14 protein-coding genes and 1 pseudogene are annotated in these 18,333 nt (G+C 57.6%); 7 read left to right on the forward strand and 8 right to left on the reverse strand.

All coding sequences use genetic code 11. The annotated features are described in order from the left end of the window. Position 1: 1 nt before the first annotated feature. Together ACR0AU_RS17300 and ACR0AU_RS17305 are read right to left on the reverse strand one after the other, a co-directional pair. Entirely contained in the window at positions 2 to 1,036 is a 1,035-nt protein-coding gene (locus ACR0AU_RS17300) for an ACP S-malonyltransferase (RefSeq protein ID WP_170664152.1), read from the reverse strand. Next, positions 1,033 to 3,225, reverse strand: coding sequence for a dehydrogenase E1 component subunit alpha/beta (locus ACR0AU_RS17305; protein WP_480796011.1), 2,193 nt, complete (start codon positions 3,223 to 3,225; stop codon positions 1,033 to 1,035). The genes ACR0AU_RS17300 and ACR0AU_RS17305 overlap by 4 nt, the downstream gene beginning before the upstream one ends. 217 nt (positions 3,226 to 3,442) lie before the next feature. Between ACR0AU_RS17305 and ACR0AU_RS17310 the strand changes: the two genes are divergently transcribed. Continuing rightward, positions 3,443 to 4,342 (forward strand): LysR substrate-binding domain-containing protein, encoded by a 900-nt coding sequence (locus ACR0AU_RS17310; protein ID WP_480796012.1) that lies wholly within the window; start codon positions 3,443 to 3,445, stop codon positions 4,340 to 4,342. A gap of 7 nt (positions 4,343 to 4,349) precedes the next feature. On the opposite strand, the gene ACR0AU_RS17315 is transcribed toward ACR0AU_RS17310, so the two are convergent. Beyond that, positions 4,350 to 5,102: a nuclear transport factor 2 family protein gene (locus ACR0AU_RS17315; RefSeq protein WP_170398377.1), complete on the reverse strand. Its 753-nt coding sequence runs from the start codon at positions 5,100 to 5,102 to the stop codon at positions 4,350 to 4,352. 216 nt (positions 5,103 to 5,318) lie between these two features. Then, positions 5,319 to 6,476: an acyl-CoA dehydrogenase family protein gene (locus ACR0AU_RS17320; protein ID WP_170398374.1), complete on the reverse strand. Its 1,158-nt coding sequence runs from the start codon at positions 6,474 to 6,476 to the stop codon at positions 5,319 to 5,321. 219 nt (positions 6,477 to 6,695) lie between these two features. Between ACR0AU_RS17320 and ACR0AU_RS17325 the strand changes: the two genes are divergently transcribed. From ACR0AU_RS17325 to ACR0AU_RS17335, 3 genes are all read left to right on the forward strand, one after another. Further along, positions 6,696 to 7,337 carry a pyridoxamine 5'-phosphate oxidase family protein gene (locus ACR0AU_RS17325; protein ID WP_170733840.1) on the forward strand — a complete coding sequence of 214 codons (642 nt, stop codon included), beginning with the start codon at positions 6,696 to 6,698 and terminating at the stop codon, positions 7,335 to 7,337. Between the two features lie 99 nt (positions 7,338 to 7,436). Then, complete coding sequence (locus ACR0AU_RS17330; protein ID WP_480796035.1) at positions 7,437 to 8,378, forward strand: NAD(P)-dependent oxidoreductase; 942 nt, start codon at positions 7,437 to 7,439, stop codon at positions 8,376 to 8,378. 103 nt (positions 8,379 to 8,481) lie between these two features. Next, complete coding sequence (locus tag ACR0AU_RS17335; RefSeq protein ID WP_170733838.1) at positions 8,482 to 11,547, forward strand: aminotransferase class III-fold pyridoxal phosphate-dependent enzyme; 3,066 nt, start codon at positions 8,482 to 8,484, stop codon at positions 11,545 to 11,547. 46 nt (positions 11,548 to 11,593) lie between these two features. Here ACR0AU_RS17335 and ACR0AU_RS17340 read toward each other — a convergent pair whose 3' ends face one another. Together ACR0AU_RS17340 and hemP are read right to left on the reverse strand one after the other, a co-directional pair. After that, positions 11,594 to 12,070: a hypothetical protein gene (locus ACR0AU_RS17340; protein ID WP_480796013.1), complete on the reverse strand. Its 477-nt coding sequence runs from the start codon at positions 12,068 to 12,070 to the stop codon at positions 11,594 to 11,596. Further along, positions 12,067 to 12,234, reverse strand: coding sequence for a hemin uptake protein HemP (gene hemP, locus ACR0AU_RS17345; protein ID WP_170398358.1), 168 nt, complete (start codon positions 12,232 to 12,234; stop codon positions 12,067 to 12,069). The genes ACR0AU_RS17340 and hemP overlap by 4 nt, the downstream gene beginning before the upstream one ends. A 225-nt stretch (positions 12,235 to 12,459) precedes the next feature. Here hemP and gph point away from each other — a divergent pair, with 225 nt between their 5' ends. Continuing rightward, the gene (gph, locus tag ACR0AU_RS17350; protein ID WP_170408196.1) at positions 12,460 to 13,122 is read left to right on the forward strand and encodes a phosphoglycolate phosphatase; all 663 of its coding nucleotides are present in this window, start codon (positions 12,460 to 12,462) and stop codon (positions 13,120 to 13,122) included. A gap of 213 nt (positions 13,123 to 13,335) precedes the next feature. On the opposite strand, the gene ACR0AU_RS17355 is transcribed toward gph, so the two are convergent. Together ACR0AU_RS17355 and ACR0AU_RS17360 are read right to left on the reverse strand one after the other, a co-directional pair. Continuing rightward, the gene (locus ACR0AU_RS17355; RefSeq protein ID WP_170408190.1) at positions 13,336 to 14,508 is read right to left on the reverse strand and encodes an acetate/propionate family kinase; all 1,173 of its coding nucleotides are present in this window, start codon (positions 14,506 to 14,508) and stop codon (positions 13,336 to 13,338) included. Then, the gene (locus ACR0AU_RS17360; RefSeq protein ID WP_480796014.1) at positions 14,508 to 15,893 is read right to left on the reverse strand and encodes a bifunctional enoyl-CoA hydratase/phosphate acetyltransferase; all 1,386 of its coding nucleotides are present in this window, start codon (positions 15,891 to 15,893) and stop codon (positions 14,508 to 14,510) included. The genes ACR0AU_RS17355 and ACR0AU_RS17360 overlap by 1 nt, the downstream gene beginning before the upstream one ends. A 168-nt stretch (positions 15,894 to 16,061) precedes the next feature. Here ACR0AU_RS17360 and ACR0AU_RS17365 point away from each other — a divergent pair. Together ACR0AU_RS17365 and ACR0AU_RS17370 are read left to right on the forward strand one after the other, a co-directional pair. Beyond that, a pseudogene (locus ACR0AU_RS17365) lies at positions 16,062 to 16,226 on the forward strand (IS5/IS1182 family transposase); the annotation flags it as partial. A 249-nt stretch (positions 16,227 to 16,475) separates the two neighbouring features. Beyond that, on the forward strand, positions 16,476 to 18,332 hold the full coding sequence (locus tag ACR0AU_RS17370) for an SLC13 family permease (protein WP_170398548.1): 1,857 nt from the start codon (positions 16,476 to 16,478) through the stop codon (positions 18,330 to 18,332). The last annotated feature ends 1 nt before the right edge of the window (position 18,333 follow it).

Consider the following 18,333-nt stretch of genomic DNA (forward strand, 5'->3'; position numbering starts at 1 on the left):
CTCAGTTGGTTGCAAGGGCGCGCTGGTCAGCCCGCCCCATGGCGATGAGGAATGGATCCGCCTCCTGATGCGACTGGAATGACGCCTTATCTGTCATGCCCCGCCAGCGCCCCAGTGTCAGTGACTGCGCCACCGCGCCGCTCAGCGTTGCACCGGGGCCGGTGACGATGAACAGATCGGGCGCGAACTCGCGTGCGGCCGTCTGGATCGCATGGGTGAAGTCATAGGTCTCGGTCACCTGATGGCCCAGGGTGTAGTCCCACAACTCACTCGTGTCAGTTGCGCCGGGCCACCAGATTTTGCCACGCCCGTCAATCATCGGGAACTTGGGCTGAGCAAAAAGATCAGAACTCAATTGCGCCCGACCTTCCGCCGCCACCGGGGCCTGCAGCGCCGTATGAAAGGCGGCGTGATTGGCCAGCCGTAGGGGGAACCGATCCTGCACGGTAGGGTGTGCCGCCTCAAACGCCGTCAGACCCGCCTCATTGCCAGCAAGCACTAGCATCCCACCCAGATCAATGGAAAGCGCCAGAGAATGATCGCGCAACGCATCGATCCTCGCCACCTCATCCAGCAATGCGGCTTTGCGGGCAGGATCATTCGCCCATGTCTCATCGACGAATGGGTAAACCAGTTGACCGCCGATCAGGTGCTTCTGCATCAGCGTGCCCATCGTATTGACCACGCGAAACCCGTTCCCAGGGGTCAATGCCCCTGCGGTGGCTAGCGCAATATACCAGCCCATCGAGTTACCAGTGACGGCGACGACTTCAATATCGTTGGCCAATGCCTGCGCATCGGCCAACGCGGCAGCATAGATCAGGGGTGAGGCCACATCGCCGCGCGAGTACTTCCCTACGCTAAAGCGATCAGCCCCATCCAAGGCAGTAATCGCATCCTGTCCGGTTCCGGCGCGAATGGCGTCGAAGCTGCGTAACAAGTCCATACGATCCGAATGATGTTGGTGCAGATAGCCCAGCTCAGGCTTGTTATAAGTGCCCCGGCCCGGGCAGATCACAACGGCGGTGCGGGTCATGAGGCTGCTCCTGTCAAAGCCAGCGCTGCGGCAACGATACCGTCTTTCGAAGGAAGAGGCGCGGCATAGGCCGGGCCGGTTGCGATAAAGCAATCCTCGGCCACAACGCGGGCAGTTCGGGTAGAAGAACTTTGTTCGGCGAAGAAAGTCATCAGCGCCTCGGACTGGCTGCCGGTCTTGCGGCATTCGTCGACGATCAAAACATGCGCGCATGTTTTGGTGGCTTCGCGCAAAGCCTCAACCGGCAGAGGAGCTAGCCAACGCATATCGATAATCCGGGTTTTCAGACCTGCCGCCTCAATTTCGGGCAGGGCCTGTTGCGACAGGTAATGCCCGTTGCCATAGGTCACGATGGCGAGATCGGTGCCGTCCCCGTGTACTCCCACATCGCCCAGCGCAATTTTCTGATCCCGCGCAGGATAGGTGGTCATCCACCCGCCATCCTGCGCCGCATGCAGATCGCGCATCGGGTAGAGTGCGATCGGTTCAAGAAACACCACGACCCGCTGCTCTTCGCGCGCCAACCGCACGCATTCGCGCAGCATCAGTGCTGCATCGGCCCCGGTCGACGGGCAGGCGATGATGACACCAGGGATATCCCGCAAAACGGCCAGAGAGTTGTCGTTATGGAAATGTCCGCCAAAGCCCTTCTGATATCCTAGCCCCGCAATTCGCAGCACCATTGGGTTGGTAAACTGCCCGTTCGAGAAGAACGGCAAAGTTGCGGCTTCGCCCCGAATCTGGTCCTCGGCATTGTGCAGATAGGCCAGAAACTGGATCTCGGGGATCGGGATGAAACCGTTATGGCCCATACCGATCGCGAGACCCAGAATGGATTGTTCATCCAGCAGCGTATCAATCACGCGGTCCGGACCAAAGCGTTGCTGCAGCTTTTGTGTGACGCCATAAACGCCACCTTTGCGGCCCACATCTTCGCCCATGCAAACGATCTCGGCATGTTCCAACATCAGATCGGTCAGCGCCCAGTTGATCAGGCGGCTGAGCGGCTGCGGCTCATCCATCGCGCGCATATCTGCGCCAAAGGTCTTCGCACGCGCCTCAGCGCTCGGGCCGTTGGTCGGTATGCAAGAGCGCTTAGGTGGGATCAGGCTTGCCATCACTTCGGTCGCATTGGCAAGATGGGGACGGCTGGCAGCCTCTGTAGCCACACGATCCGTTCGGGTGCAGGTATCGCTGTAGATTTTTAACGCCTGATCCGGCGACAATGCACCCGCCTGATCCAGCAGTCGTACGGTGTGCAAAAGCGGATCATTGGCCTCATCCGCCTCAACCTCAGTTTTCGGCAGATAGGTCGTGGGCACATCCGCCCCGGCATGGCCATAAAGCCGCACGGTTCTGAGATGCAGGAAGGCCGGTTTCCTGCGCTTGCGGACATAATCTGCAGCCTCTTTCGCGACCGCATGGGTTTCATAAATGTCCAACCCATTGGCCTGAAAATACTTGATCCCCGGACGATGCTCCATCGACGCCTGAATCCAGCCCTTGGGCGTTTTGACCGAAATCCCGATCCCGTTGTCTTCACACACGAACAGCAGCGGCAGCGGTGTCGATTGCACACTGGTCCAGCCTGACGTGTTGATCGCCCCCTGCGCGGTGGAGTGATTGGCCGAGGCATCCCCAAATGAACACATCGCAATCCCGTCTTCCGGCAACACGCGATGTTCGGGCGCATGTCGCCGGGCTGCCCCCAGCGCATAAGCCGCACCAACGGCTTTGGGCAAATGGCTGGCGATGGTCGAGGTCTGCGGCGGGATCATCAGCGCCCTTGATCCCAACACCTTGTGCCGCCCGCCCGAGGTCGGGTCCTCTTTCGAGCACGCAAAGCTGAGCAGCATATCCCACGCGATCTGCTGGCCCGGCACCTGTTCGGCGCGCGCGATCTGAAACGCAGCATCCCGGTAATGCAGAAAGGCAATATCGCTTGGGCGCAATGCGTGCGCGACGGCGGCCATCCCTTCGTGGCCAGATGAGCCGATGGTGTAGAACCCCTGCCCTGCCTTCTGCATCGCCCGGCTGGTCCGATCCAACGCGCGGCTGAGAACTTGCGACCGGAATAGCGAAACGGCTTCAGAATCGCCCAGACCGACGCGCGGCGGGGCTCCGTCGGGAAAATCACGATTTGCGACACGGGTCAGGAAATTCTCATGTACGATCTGGGCGCGGTCCATGTCTCTCGCTTTTGTCTTGTTGGTGTCATCGGCCTTGGGGAACCTCTGCGCGGGCGCGACCCGCTTGCTGATTTGTCCCGCGCTCCGACGTGAATTTCAAGATCGCGGATGGTACGGCACCCGCTCGACCACAAAAGTGATGTGGCGCACCACTCATCGCTCTGGCGGTAGGAAAAAACCAGTGCTATTGCGTTCAATAGGTATGAGGAATTGTCATATGATTGCACCCCGCCGTTTCTTGCCTTCAATCTCGTCCTTGCTTGCGCTTGAAGCCGTAGATCGGCTGGGCAGCGCATCTGCTGCTGCGGCTGAGCTGTCCTTGACACAAAGCGCGATCAGCCGGCAATTGAAGACGATGGAGGATCAGCTGGGCGTGCAATTGATTGAGCGCAGCCAGATGCGATTGCACTTGACGCCAGCAGCCAAAGACTATGTGCAAACCGCAAGGTTTGCTGTTCAGGATCTGGCGCAGGCCGCACTGAAACTCAAAGCCAACCCGGCGGGTGGGTCACTTGATCTATCGATCCTTCCCGCGTTCGGCATGCATTGGCTGGCACCCCGCCTTCAGGATTTTGCGCGACGGCACCCTGAGGTCACCGTCAATCTGGGGACCCGCCTCAAACCGTTTGATTTCATGTCTGAACCATTTGATGCCGCGATCCATTTCGGTCAGCAAGACTGGGCGGGCGTTCAGTATTTACCGATCATGCGGGAAGAAGTCCTGCCCGTCTGCGCCCCTGCCCTTACCGCTGTCAATTTCAATAGCTTGGGTGCTCTCCGCGCCGCGCCACTGCTGCATCTGGAGTCGCGTCCGGATGCCTGGGAGCGCTGGTTTGAGATACAGGGCCAGCCCGTCACCGGCCTACGGGGAATGCTGTTCGATCAGTTTTCGACCATGATTCAGGCCACGATTCATGGGTTGGGCCTGGCTCTGTTACCGTCATATCTGGTGCAGGATGATTTGCGCACCGGGCGGCTTGTCCAGGCATGGGACGGGCCGCGCGTGAGCCTTGGCAGCTATTATCTGGTCTGGCCGAATGACCGCTCGATGCCCGAGCCGTTACGGTCTTTCCAAGCCTGGATCAGTGAACAGATTTGGGCAGACGCCCACGCCTAACGCAACCTCAGAACTTACCGTTGTCATTTTTCCATTCGCTGCGTGGTGCAATGGACTCAACCGTATCCCAGTGTTCAACGATCATTCCATCTGCAACGCGGAACAGATCATAGAATGCGCTGTGTTTGCCCTGATACGCTCCTTCGCATACGGTCAGTACAAAATCCCCTTCCGCCAATACCCGATGCAGATGCTGATAGTTTAGGGCGTTCCTATCGGCCAATGCGGTCCTCAAGGCAGTCAAATCATCAGAGAACTGCGGACTGTGTTCTACGTAAGCGGAAGTGTTGATACAGGCCTCTATCTGGTCGAGGTTCCCGGCAATCAACGCGGTTTCGACGAAGGCGCGAACAAAGGCCCGGTTCTCCTCGGTTTTCTCGACATCCCGAACTTCGGTCGGACCATCCACCATACTGTGATCCGAGCCGTTTGGCCCCATCCGTTTCTGGATATTGTCCCAGTGCTCTACCGCTTGCCCGTCTTCGAACCGGAACACTTCGAAGCCGATATTCCGCCGTGAGAAATCATATTCCGTATGCGCGAAGACAAAATCGCCGTCTTCAAAGGCGCGTACGATATTCACGTGCGGTGAGGTCTGGGACAGCCGTTTGAATAGGGATGCAAGCCCTTCGCTGCCTTCATGGGTTTGCGGATTGTGCTGGATGTATCGTGCTTCATTTACCACTGAAACCGGACCCGGATCGCCCGTTTCGATGCTTTTGAGCAGGGCAGATATGCGATCTTTGTTGGACTTCTCCATACCGGGTTCCCTTCAGGTCTGACTACTCCGTGATCACAATGGCAGGCGAAGTGTCAGGCATCAACGCCAGCAACAGCCAAACCCTGCGCGGCCTTCGGCCTTGCGTCCTGCGGACGGCAGGGGGCCAGGCAAGCGCGGGCTGCGCCCGCGCTTGCCTGGCCCAACGGGAGGAGACGTTCCGCTAGGAATGTCGAAGACGGGCGGGAGTGTTTTGGTTCAGACGTCCAGCGAACGGGCGATGAGTTCTTTCATGACTTCATTCGTCCCGCCATAGATCATCTGGACCCGCGCATCCGCATAGAGCCGCGCGATCGGGTACTCCATCATGAACCCATAACCGCCGAACAGTTGCAGGCATTCGTGCATCACTTCGTTCTGCACCTCAGAGCCCCAGTATTTCACCATCGAGGCCGTCGCAGCATCCAATTCACCGGCCTCCAGTTTTCCAATGCAGTCATTGACGAAACTGCGCAGTACCTCGGCCTTGGTTTTACACTCGGCCAACTTGAAACGTGTGTTCTGGAAGTCCATCACCCGTTGTCCGAACGCCTTGCGCTCCTGCACGTAGTCCACCGTCTGCGATATGGCGAAATCGATCGCGCCCAGCGCCATGATCCCGATGGTCAGCCGCTCCCACGGCAACTGCTTCATCAGTTGATAGAACCCCTGCCCCTCTTCCGGGCCCAGCAGGTTGGTCATTGGCACCTTAACGTCTTCAAAGAACAGCTCAGCCGTATCGTTGCCCTTCATTCCCAGTTTCTTGAGGTTCCGCCCCCTCCGGAATCCGTCAGCCCCGTCGGTTTCGACCACAATCAGAGAGACACCCTTCGCCCCTAACGACTTGTCAGTTTTGGCAGCCACAATAACCAGATCAGCCGATTGCCCGTTGGTGATAAATATCTTGGACCCGTTGAGCCGATAAGAATTGCCATCCTTCTCAGCGGTCGTCTTCACCGCTTGCACATCCGATCCCGTGCCCGGCTCGGTCATGGCCAGCGCGCCGATCATCTCACCCGAGGCCAGTTTCGGCAGCCACTTCTGTTTCTGATCCTCACTGCCATAAGCGGTGATGTAGTGGGTCACGATAGACTGGATGCCATATCCCCATCCTGCGTCCCCGCGCGCAGTCTGCTCATACAAAGTAACGGAATCGAAACCCATCCCGCCGCCGACGCCACCATATTCCTCAGCAATCGAACCGGCCATCAGACCCGTCTCTCCCGCCTGCAACCAAAAGGTACGATCAACCGCCCCGTTCTCGGCCCATTTCTCGGTATTGGGTACCAAGGCATCATCCATGAACCGGCCCGCCATTTCAGCAAACATTCGGTGTTCGTCAGTAACCCAGGCGGCGGTGCTGGTAAAAAGCGACATCAAATAGCTCTCCAGATCAGGTGTTTGCCCAAAACTAGCCGGGTGTGTGATTCCTTCCAATCCATGTGACGTGGCGTCCAGGACAGATACTACGCAACGTCCTTGGCACCGTTGCCGAATTTGGGGCCAAACGTTCACATCTGTGTTCCCACGCCTGACAGAGCAGGCCATCATCGACCATATTGCGCATACGCCCCGGACGACCCAGGAGACAGCATAATGCCCCGCGCCTTTTCTGAACTGACCTTCACACCTGCCGTTCGCGCCCATCAAGAGCGGATGGGATCCGCCGCGACCTATGCGAAATTCCTGAGCCGAGGACCAAAACAGGGCCATCAAATCGGACCGACCGAAGAGGCGTTCATTCGCGCCCGCGACGGGTTCTATCAGGCCACCGTCTCAGAAACCGGCTGGCCTTATGTGCAGTTTCGCGGTGGGCCGATAGGGTTTCTGAAAGTGCTGGACCCGCACACCATCGGCTATGCGGACCTGTCTGGTAACAAACAATATATCTCGCGCGGCAACCTGGATGGGAATGACCGCGTGGCACTGATATTAATGGACTACGCGAGCCAGCGCCGCCTCAAGATACTTGGGCGGATGACATTCAAGGAAGGTGCCGCGGCAGCAACTGATCTTTACATCAAAGGCTCCGAGACCGAGGCAGAACGGGCCGCGATCATCAAAGTTGAAGCGTTTGACTGGAATTGCCCCCGCCACATCACGCCGCGCTTTACCGAGGCCGAGCTTCGGCCACATCTGAATGATCTGGGTCAGCAACTGGCTGTTCTGCAAGCAGAAAACCAGCGTTTGCTGCGGGAATTGGCTGAGCTCAAAGCTGCTGGCGATATACGAAGCTGAAATCCGCGCCAGTTCAGATGTGAAACGAATGGCGCGCGATCCCTATGGATCTGGGCAGCAAATTGTGACGCAGGGTTGCCCTTTGGCCCAAGCTTTGCTTTGTCCTTTCTAAACACCACGACCTGCCGTCCGCTCGAGGCAGGAGCGGATAACAGAGAGGATCATCACATGGCAAAAGTTGCGTTCCTTGGCCTAGGCGTCATGGGCTACCCGATGGCCGGGCATCTTCAGGCTGCCGGCCACGAAGTCACCGTCTACAACCGCACCGCATCCAAGGCCGAGGCTTGGGTCGCCCAGCATGGCGGCGCGATGGCACTGACACCGCGGCAAGCCGCAGAAGGGGCCGAATTCGTGATGGCCTGCGTTGGCAATGACGACGATCTGCGTATGGTTTGCACAGGTGAAGATGGCGCCTTTCACGGAATGGCCAAGGGTGCGGTATTTGTTGATCACACCACCGTCTCGGCCAAGGTCACGCGCGAGTTGTACGAGGCTGGCAAGACACAGGGGGTTGCTTTTTTGGACGCCCCGATCTCGGGCGGTCAGGCGGGAGCCGAAAATGGTGTGCTATCGATCATGTGCGGCGGTGACATGGACGCTTATCGTGCTGCTGAGCCGGTGATGCAGGTCTATTCCAAAATCTGCCGCCGCATTGGAGACAGCGGCGCGGGTCAAATGACCAAAATGTGCAACCAGATCGCGATTGCCGGGCTGGTGCAGGGCCTGAGCGAAGCATTACATTTTGCCGAGAAGGCCGGGCTGGATGGCCGAGCTGTGGTCGAAGTGATCAGTCAGGGCGCGGCTGGCAGCTGGCAGATGGCCAACCGGTATGAAACCATGCTAGATGACCATTTTGAGCATGGCTTTGCAGTCGACTGGATGCGCAAGGATCTGGGAATCTGTCTGGATACCGCCAATGAGACCGGGGCTTCACTGCCAGTGACGGCGCTCGTCGACCAGTTCTACAAAGACGTGCAGAAACTTGGCGGGGGCCGGTGGGATACGTCCTCGTTGTTCAAAAGGTTGCGAGCACTGGACTGAGCAAAGGGGGGCTGTCTGCCCCATCGCGCCAGGGCGCGACTCCGCCCGAAGACATTTTTGGCCAGATGAAGAGGATCACCGTGGCAGTTGCAAGAGATAGCGCATGAGCGACTTGAACACTTTCTGGGCTGGTCGCCTGCGTGAACACTGGGGTCTGGACGCCCGTCTGACGCGTCTGGATGGGGAGTACGACCTCAACTTTGTGGTCAAAGCCACCAACGGGCAGGATTATGTGCTCAAGGTGATGCGCGCGGGGTGCGATGCAGCATTGGTCGATCTGCAGATCAAGGCGCTGGAACATCTCAGCGCAGCAGCGCCCGGATTGCCCTTTCCTGCTGTTTATCCCGATTTGAACGGGATGATGTTGCCCGAGATTGCCGACGCACATGGGCAACCGCGACTGGTCTGGCTGCAGGAACGACTGCCGGGTGCATGCTATGCAAGCAGCGCGCCCAAGACCGAAGACCTGATACTAAAACTGGGCCGTGTTCTGGGCGCAACCGACAGGGCGCTGGAGGGGTTCACCCACGAGGGCTTGCATCGCGCCGATTTCAAATGGGATTTGACGCGGGCGAGTTGGATCGTCGACCAACTAGAGGCCATCTCTGATCCGGCACGACGCGCGCGCGTTCAACAAATCGCTGCGGATTTTGAGGCGATCTCTGATCAACTGGGTGCATTGCCAAAGCAGGCGATTCACAATGATGCCAATGATTACAATATCCTTGTTGAAGGCAATCTGGGCGAGCGACGCAGCATCTCGGGTCTGATCGATCTTGGCGACATGTGCGCGGCGCCGCGCGTTTGCGATCTGGCTATTGCCGGGGCCTATGTCGTTCTGGACCACCCTAAACCCGAGCGCGCATTGGCTGCGCTGGTACGCGGGTATCACGCCGCCAATCGGTTACGCCCAGATGAGATCGACCTGATCTGGCCTTTGTTGCAAGCACGGTTGGCGGTGTCCGTGGTGAATTCGACGCTGATGGCGATTGAGAACCCGGATGATCCGTATGTCACGATCAGCCAGGCCCCAGCGTGGCGATTGATTGAAAATGAGGCAATCAATGGCGCACTCATGCCCGCCCGATTGCGCGCCGCGTGTGGCTTGCCCGTTGTGGATGGGGCCGAGCGCATCCATGCCTATCTGTCCAACCATCGTGGACATTTCGCGCAGATGTTCGGGCAGGATCTGAGCGACACGCCAATGGGCTCACTGTCGGTGGTAAACTCAACCTGGCCGCAAAACCCATTCCACATGCCGTTGGACGAGGCGGCGCGGGTTGGTGAGGAGTTTGGGGAAGGTCCCTGGCTTGGGTATTACAGCGAGCCTCGCCTGATCTATGCTGAGCCGGGGTTTCGCAAGGGACCGTGGAAAGCGTCGGATCGGCGCACAGTGCATCTGGCCGTGGATGTGTTTGCACCCGCCGGAACAGTGCTGCATGCACCTCTCAGCGGTCGGGTCGAAGCGGTTGAAAACAGGGACGCGCATCTCGACTATGGCGGGGTTGTGATCCTGCACCACGAAACGCCCGAAGGGGATGCATTCTACACGCTTTATGGCCATCTGGACCCTGAGGTGAGTGAGCGTTTGAAACCGGGTGACCCGGTGGCTCAGGGTGCAGCTTTTGCCCGTCTGGGCGATGCCAGTCAGAATGGCGGATGGGCCCCGCATGTGCATTTCCAACTGGCGCTGACGACCGACGGTATGCAGGCCGACTGGCCGGGCGTAGCGGATCCTGATGAGCTCGAGCTTTGGCGCGCGGTCTGCCCCAACCCCGCAGCACTGTTGAACTTGCCTGATGAAAAGGTTTTCTATCGACCAACCGACAAGCAGGCGATCCTACAGGACAGGCGCGAACACTTCGGCGGCAATCTCAGCCTGACATACGACGACCCGGTCATGCTGGTGCGTGGCTGGAGGCATCACCTGTTCGATGAATGGGGGCGACCCTATCTGGATGCCTACAACAACGTTCCGCATGTAGGCCATGCGCATCCGCGTATTCAGGCGGTTGCAGCGGATCAGCTGAAGCGCATGAATTCGAACACACGCTATCTGCACCCGGCGCAAACCGCTTTTGCCGACAAGGTATTGTCGAAACTGCCGGATCACCTTGAAGTCTGTTTCTTCGTCAACTCAGGGACAGAGGCCAACGAATTGGCTCTGCGTCTGGCGCGCGCGCACACCGGGGCAAAAGGGATCGTGACGCCCGATCACGGCTATCACGGCAACACAAACGCTGCGGTGGCGATCTCGGCCTACAAATTCAACAAACCTGGCGGTATTGGGCAGGCAGATTGGGTGGAACTGATTGAGGTCGCGGATGACTATCGCGGCTCGTTCCGGCGTGATGACCCCGAGCGCGCACGGAAGTTTGCTGACCTGATTGATCCGGCGATTTCGGCATTACAGGCAAAAGGGCAAGGCCTAGCTGGGTTCATCGCTGAAACATTCCCCTCGGTCGGGGGACAGATCATTCCACCAAAAGGCTATCTGTCTGCGGTCTATGAAAAAATCCGCGCCGCCGGAGGGGTCTGCATTGCCGATGAAGTCCAGACCGGCCTCGGGCGCCTGGGCGACTATTACTTCGGCTTTGAACATCAGGGCGCGCTGCCTGATATAGTGGTAATGGGGAAGCCCATCGGCAACGGCCACCCGCTGGGTGTGCTGGTCACTACCAAAGAGATCGCCGAAAGCTTCGACAACGGGATCGAGTTTTTCTCGACCTTCGGCGGCTCAACCCTGTCCTGCAGAATCGGGAAAGAGGTGTTGGACATCGTCGATGATGAAGGTTTGCAAGAGAACGCCCGTGTGATGGGGGCTCACCTGCTGGATGGCCTCAAACAGATCGAAGCTGACTTTGGCTATGTCGGCGATGTGCGCGGTATCGGCCTCTTCTTGGGTGTGGAACTGATTAACCCGGATGGCTCGGAAAGCGGTGAGGTTTGCAGCTACGTCAAGAATCGGATGCGCGATCATCGCATTCTGATCGGTAGCGAGGGACCCAAGGACAATATCCTGAAAATCCGGCCACCGCTAACCATCGAAGCAGAGGACGTCGACATGATTCTTTGGGCGATGCGGGAGGTTCTTGGCGAAGTGGGTGACTACAGCCCTGCCCCCATGTGCGATCACGATCATCATCATGCGGGCTGCGGCTGCTGCTAAGAAACACAAAACCCCAGCGAAATTGCTGGGGTTTTGTCGCCGTCGATCAGTGGAGCACTGAATGTGGGGGGTGGTGCCCGGTCGTCGGCAAAGGGATCGAAACGGTCATCCGGCGTAACGCCAAGCCCAGTTCCTCGGACAACGAGGCCAGTGCCGGGGCGAAATCGGGCCGTACGATCAGCGAGGCCATCATCATTGCATCTTCACGCGCCCCTTCAGAGGCGGCACCGATCATCTGGGCAAAACAATTCTCATCAGCGCCCAGACATGCACATCCCAGCCCATGACGCACCAGCGGACGGCGACCGTGATGTGCACAAAGTGAACACAGCCGGTCCAGCGTCAGCATCGTGGCGCGTCCCTGATCTGCACCCAGCGCGATGTCAAAATCGCTTGCGGCATTTGCCCGGCCTTCGACCCCATCACCCCAAAGCCGCAGATATATGACGGCTCCGGCCTCAATGGGGTTCAGGTCAGCCAGACGGCCAATAGCCGCCCCGCCACGCGAAGAAGGTCCGCTCATTTTGTCAGGATCAGTTTGCCTGCGCGGGTGATACGCAGCGTATAAAGCTGATCGCCCAGCTCGATATGGGCCAAATTGCCGCCATTGGTGAGGTCTTCCGCCTTGTGGGCCGGAAGCATCGAAACAGCATAGCTAAGGGTCGAGGTAGGGGTTTGCGCGTTCATTGGGGCATCTCCAGAGCATCTGTGGCACTTGGCCTTGTCTGTCTTCGTTTCGCTTGATCTGGCTGACCCTGTTTTGGGCTGGCTATCTGTTCGTGTGATTAATCTGATAAAAATAGTAAGGTTTGTCAAGCTGCTGTTTTTTCAATCGCTCCCACGGGTCTCTGTTGCGCCGTCGCACAGCACGACCTAGGCATTGGACATCAACAAACAAAGGCGGATTCGCAGATGGCAGCAGTTGTCGTATTTGATCTGGATGGCACCCTGATAGACAGCCTTGCCGACCTTGCAGCTGCGGTAAACCGAATGCTGCACGATCAGGGGCACCCCGCCTTGCCTCAGGATACGATCCGGGGATTCGTCGGGAACGGACTACCCAAGCTGGTCGAGCGCGCGATGACGCATTGCGGGCTGGAGCCAACGCTTCACAAGGACCTGACACAGCTTACCCTGAAGCACTACAATGCAGGCGCCTGCGATCAGACCGTAGTTTATCCCGGCGTGATCCAGGCGCTGGATGAGCTTCGCGATATGGGCTGTGCGCTTGGGGTCTGCACCAACAAACCCGAAGCCCCTGCCCGGCATGTGCTGGGCGAACTTGGCCTGCTACCCTATTTCAACACGGTCTTTGGTGGAGACACGCTGGATATACGCAAACCCGATCCAGAGCACTTGCACGCCTGTTTCAAGACCCTTCAAGCCGCAGGCCCACTGATCTTCGTTGGCGACAGTGAGGTTGATGCCGAAACTGCGCAACGGGCTCAGGTCCCGTTTTTGCTGTTTGAACAGGGATATCGAAAGTCGCCGGTTTCGGACATGCCGCACACGCTCAGCTATGATAACAGTACCGCACTGCCTGCACTTGTTCGGAAAATCCTGACGCAGGCATAGACCCCAAAAAAGGTCGAGGGGCCGGCCAAGGGGGTAAGAAGCCAGCCCCTCATCGGGGGAAATTAGTGAAAGTGGATTGGGCGCACTGGCCCGGTAGTTAATGAAAAGTTAACGCACCTGCGCGGATCGCGAAATTGGGGGATTCCCGTAGTGCTGCGATTTTTTTCCCAATCCCCCAATTTATTTAGCGCGCAGAAGCCTAAAAACTGGGATTTATACGGCTTTCTCAGCCGCGGCACGCGCGATAACCAGTTCCTCGTTCGTCGGAATGACCATCAGTTTAACACGTGACAGGTCGGTCGAGATGACGCGCAGATTGTCCGCGTTTGCATCGTGGTCCAGTTCAAGACCCAACCACCCCATGTCAGTGCAGATACGATCGCGGATATAGGTCGAGTTCTCACCGATCCCGCCGGTAAACACGACGGCGTCCAGACCTCCCAACACAGCGGCCAAAGCGCCCAGCTCACGGCGTATCCGGAACGTGTAGTAGTTGATGGCATTGCGTGCACCCGGCGTATTCGACGCCTCAAGCGTACGCATATCATTGGTCATCCCGGAAAGGCCAAGCAGCCCGGATTTACGGTACAGAAGGTCCGAGATCTCATCCGCATTCATGCCTTGCTGATCCATCAGATACAGCACAACGCCCGGATCCAGCTGGCCACAACGCGTTCCCATCGGCAAACCATCCATGGCCGAGAACCCCATGCTTGAACCGACCGACCGACCTCCGATCATGGCGCACATTGAGGCACCGTTGCCAAGATGCGCCACAACCACCCGTCCGCCATGTATCAGCGGAGCAGTCTTGGCCAGATGGTCCGAGATGTAATCATAGCTCAGACCGTGGAAGCCATAGCGGCGAACGCCCATATCGTAATACTCGGTCGGCAATGCGAAGGTGTCATTGACCCAAGGGTGGTGGCGGTGAAAAGCGGTATCGAAACAGGCAACCTGCTTGGCATTGGGGAACCTGTCCATCGCAGTACGTGCGCCCTGCAGATTGTAAGGTTGGTGCAGAGGCGCAAAAGGCTCGAGTTTTTCCAGCATCTGCAAGCTTTCGGGGGTCAGCAGAATGGGCCTGTCATTATCCGGGCCGCCATGCACGATGCGGTGTCCAACCGCGGTCACGCCCGCCGACGGGAACTGCCGTTCCAGCAAATCCAAAATATAGTCCAAGGCGCTGGCCTGATCGCACAGCGCTTCAGAAGCGGTATCGGCAAGCACGCGGCCATCCGTGGTCTCTGCTTTGATGCGCGCCGCGCGGCTGCCGATGCGTTCCACCTCTCCCGAACAGACAAGGATCGGATCTGCTTCGCCCGCGGAGAACAACCCAAACTTCAGCGAGGACGAGCCTGAATTCAGTGTGATGATATGGTCCATCAGATCTTACCCGACATCCGCGCCGCATGCAGGGCCGCGACGGCACAGGAAACCAGCCGCGCCTTTTCGCCATCTGCGCGACTGGTCAGAATAATCGGTACGCGCGCGCCCAGCACCACCCCGGCAGCCTCGGCGTGCGCGATATACGTCAGTTGCTTGGCTAGCATGTTGCCTGCGTCCAGATTGGGTACGACAAGAATGTCTGCCCGTCCGGCCACCTCGGACACGATCCCTTTGGTGCGCGCCGCGGCCAGGCTGACCGCGTTGTCCATGGCAAGCGGCCCATCGACCAAGCCACCCCTGATCTGTCCCCGCTCGGCCATCTTCGACAGCAATGCGGCATCAATCGACGACCGGATTGCTGGATTCACCGTCTCGACCGCCGACAGAACACCCACTTTCGGAGCGCCAATTCCGATTGAGATTGCCAGATCGATCGCGTTCTGCGTGATGTCGATCTTGGTTTCCAGATCCGGCTCGATATTGATGGCCGCATCGGTCACCAGCAAGGGATGCGGCTGGCCGGGTATATCCATGACGAAGACATGCGTAAATCGGCGCCCTGCGCGAAGTCCACGATCCCGCCGCAACGCCGCCCGTAGCAGTTCGTCCGTATGAAGATGCCCCTTCATCAATGCTTCGGCATGTCCTTCGACAACCAGATCAACCGCTTTGTTGGCGGCGTTCAGATGGTCCTTAACAGGAACGATCTCAACGTCACCCAAGGGCAACTCAATCTCACGCGCTGCTGCAGCAATCTTGTCGGGGTCACCTATCAGGACCGGCTTGATGATGGTTTCACGCGCCGCCAATAAGGCCCCCCCCAGCGAGTTGGGCTCTTCTGGGGCGACAACTGCCGTGGGGATCGGAGGCAGCGGGCGCGAGCGATCGAGCAGTGCATCAAAATGCCGGTGCCGCTCGACGACCAGACCAGGCACTTCAATCTCATTGAATGACAGTTCTTTCTCCGGAGCGATCACGACCGCGATGCCAGACACGATCAGCGCCTCATCTCTAGGGCGCATCACCTGAGTTTCCAGAACTACCTCGCGGTTATCGCGTTTTTCGATAACCGTAACTCTGGCCAGCAGTTCTTCACCCGCATATGCCCGGGCGCTAAAATCCAAGCTTTGCGACTTATACAGCGTACCCGCGCCCGGCAGGATATTCCCCAAAACGGCCGAGATCAGAGCCCCAAGAAACATCTCGGGCGCGATCGCCTCGTTTACGTTATCACCGTCCCCATCTTCGTCGGCCAGGTTCAAAGGGTTATGGTTGCCGGAATTCGATGCGAAGGCATAAAAATCATCCTCTGTGCAGAACCGGGTCAACTCGGCGGTGTCTCCGATCTGAAGCTGATCAAAGGGCTTGTTGTGATACTGCATTGAAACTCTCGGCGGCTGTTTTGCACCGATCATTATGAGATTTCAGGTAAATTTCCAATGACGTTCGGTGGGTTTTGTCGTGTCATGATGCATCGATTTTTGATCGCATTGCATGCTTCACGACATGGAGAACAGAGTTTTGATCTGGTTAGTCTTTTCTGACCGAGCATCGCGCAGATTGCGGGTCTGAAACTCCTCTTTCCGAAGCCGCATGGAAAACCCCAAGTCGACGAAAGGCGTATGTCGCGCGGAATGATTTTCATCAACCGCAATGATTTGCGCTGGCGTAACGCTTGTGCGGCCTATAGCCCACACAAGACGCTATGCAGTCGATGAAAGCGCTGGAGCGAGAGGGGCAATGACCGCTGCCCAAGGGCCTGTCTCGCAGCCTTCGCTCTCGGGGCTATCGTCATCTAACGGTTATGAAGCTTGACCCTACGTCGCCGGTTGTTATTGCAATCATGGATTTCGACCAAACAGACAAAGTCCATGACAGGCCCGCGCTGATTGCCTAGAAATGCCTATTAGATTTGCTTTTGGAACCAGGTGATCCCAGTGGAGCAATTGGCGTTTACATACGAAATGGGTGTGGTCTCGGCGCTTTTGGCCTTCACGGTGTTCTTGTTTGTGTCCGAGATTGTCAGGATCGATCTTTCGGCCATCCTGGTGTTGGTCATTGTGGGTCTGTTGAGTTATGCACCGGGTCTCGAAAATCTGGCAAATGTTCCTCATCTGTTTGACGGGTTTGCGTCCAATGCCGTGATTTCGATCATTGCGGTCATGATCGTAGGGGCGGGTTTGGATAAAACGGGCCTAATGAACAAGGTCGCGTCCGTCATTTTGAAATATGGTGGTAAGTCTGAAAACCGAGTGCTGCCGATCGTTTCGGGCACAGTCGGTGTTATCTCATCATTCATGCAAAATGTCGGGGCGGCGGCGTTGTTCCTACCGGTGGTTAGCCGTATCTCATCGCGATCGGGTATTCCGTTGTCACGTTTGCTTATGCCCATGGGGTTTTGTGCCATTCTGGGGGGGACAATGACGATGGTCGGGTCCTCGCCGCTTATTCTGTTGAATGACCTGATCCAAACTGCAAACGAAGGACTTCCCGAAGCTCAGAAGATGGAACCCTTTGGATTGTTTTCCGTTACCCCCATCGGTGCAGTGCTGATCTTAACGGGGATCGCATATTTCCTGCTGCTGGGACGTTGGGTGCTGCCGGGTGATTCAGGGTCGGAGAGTACGGGCACCGGGCGCGGGACTCAGGAATATCTTCAGCGGGTCTACGGGCTGAAGGCCGATGTGTTCGAGGTTGTGGTTCCGGCCGACAGCCCGCTGGTTGGGCAGATTCTGGCAGATATCAACTTTGAAAATCACCTCTATATCATCTCGACCTTTTATCGTGGCAAGACCTCGATGGTTCAGGTGTTAACAGCCGAGATTGCCGCACCCTGTCGATTAGCGATTGTGGGTCGGCGCTGGGTTGTCGAAGAGTTTGCCGAAAAGTACGGGCTGACGGTGCTGCCTGATCTGGATGTGTTTGTCGAAGAGTTCGCACCCACGAATGCTGGGGTCGCAGAGGTGGTCGTGACGCCTGACAGCAAACTGATCGGCAAATGCCCTCGCGAATTGCTATTCCGCAAAACCTACGGAATGTCTTTGCTCGCCATCCACAGGGGTGAAGAGACGCTGAGTCATGTCGAGACTGAGACGCATGAATCCACCCAGATCGGGCTTGAGAAGTTCAAGGCTGGCGACATGTTGGTTGCTCATACCCGCTGGGACAACCTGATGCGGATAAAGCGTGATCCGGATTTTGTTGTGGTCACCTCGGACTTCCCGCAGGATGAATTGCGCCCGCAAAAGGTAGGCTGGGCGCTCTTGTTCTTCTTGATCTCATTGTCGCTGATCCTGTTCACGGATGTGCGGTTGTCGCTCTGCTTGCTGACCGGAGCCGCAGGAATGATGTTGACCCGGGTGCTCAGTGTTGACGAGGCGTATCGAGCAGTTGGATGGAACACGGTCTTTCTGCTGGCGTGTCTGATCCCGTTGGGTCAGGCGGTGCAGAATACCGGGACTGCGGCATGGATTGCGCAACAGATCATGATCATCTTGGATGGATGGCCGAATTGGGCGCTACAGGCGGGCGTCGCCATTCTGGCGACGGCATTTTCTCTGGTCATGTCAAACGTCGGCGCGACGGTTCTGTTGGTGCCCCTTGCGGTTTCAATTGCGGTTGCGGCGGGTGCCAACCCGGCGGTCTTTGCATTAACCGTCGCGATTTCGACCTCGAACAGTTTCATTATCCCGACCCATCAGGTGAATGCGCTGATCATGGGGCCAGCTGGGTACAAAGTGACCGATTTCGTCCGTTCGGGCGGGATCATGACGATCATTTTCTTGATCGTCTCACTGTTGATGCTGAATGTGATTTTCTGAC

It is taken from the genome of Ruegeria sp. CG1 (genome assembly GCF_056537265.1).